This is a genomic window from Robertmurraya mangrovi, from assembly GCF_034427655.1.
Classification (GTDB): Bacteria; Bacillota; Bacilli; order Bacillales; family Cytobacillaceae; genus Robertmurraya_A; species Robertmurraya_A mangrovi.
This window is the reverse complement of sequence record NZ_JAXOFX010000047.1, coordinates 1-545: the sequence shown is the minus strand read 5'-3', so window position 1 is coordinate 545 and position 545 is coordinate 1. Positions and strand designations below refer to the sequence as shown.

2 rRNA genes are annotated in these 545 nt (G+C 45.1%); both read left to right on the top strand.

Going from position 1 to position 545, the window contains the following annotated elements:
* A 16S ribosomal RNA gene (locus SM124_RS23995) occupies nt 1-106 on the top strand; the annotation flags it as partial.
* 155 nt (nt 107-261) lie between these two features.
* Nucleotides 262-545, top strand: a 23S ribosomal RNA gene (locus SM124_RS23990); the annotation flags it as partial.

The following is a 545-nucleotide window of genomic DNA, read 5'->3' as shown; positions in this document are numbered from 1 at the left end:
CGGTGGGGTAACCGTAAGGAGCCAGCCGCCTAAGGTGGGACAGATGATTGGGGTGAAGTCGTAACAAGGTAGCCGTATCGGAAGGTGCGGCTGGATCACCTCCTTTCTAAGGATGAAATGAAGTACTTGATACTTCATAAAAAGACGTTTCTGATTTTGTTTAGTTTTGAGAGAACTATCTCTCAAGATTGTTCTTTGAAAACTAGATAACAAATTGACAAGACATCATTAAAAACAAGTAAGTTCTTTTAAATTAACTTAGGTTAAGTTAGAAAAGGCGCACGGTGGATGCCTTGGCACTAGGAGCCGATGAAGGACGGTACTAACACCGATATGCTTCGGGGAGCTGTAAGTAAGCTTTGATCCGGAGATTTCCGAATGGGGAAACCCTCTATCCGTAATGGGATGGAATCCTTACCTGAATTCATAGGGTATGGAAGGCAGACCCGGGGAACTGAAACATCTAAGTACCCGGAGGAAGAGAAAGCAAATGCGATTCCCTAAGTAGCGGCGAGCGAAACGGGATTAGCCCAAACCAAGAGGCT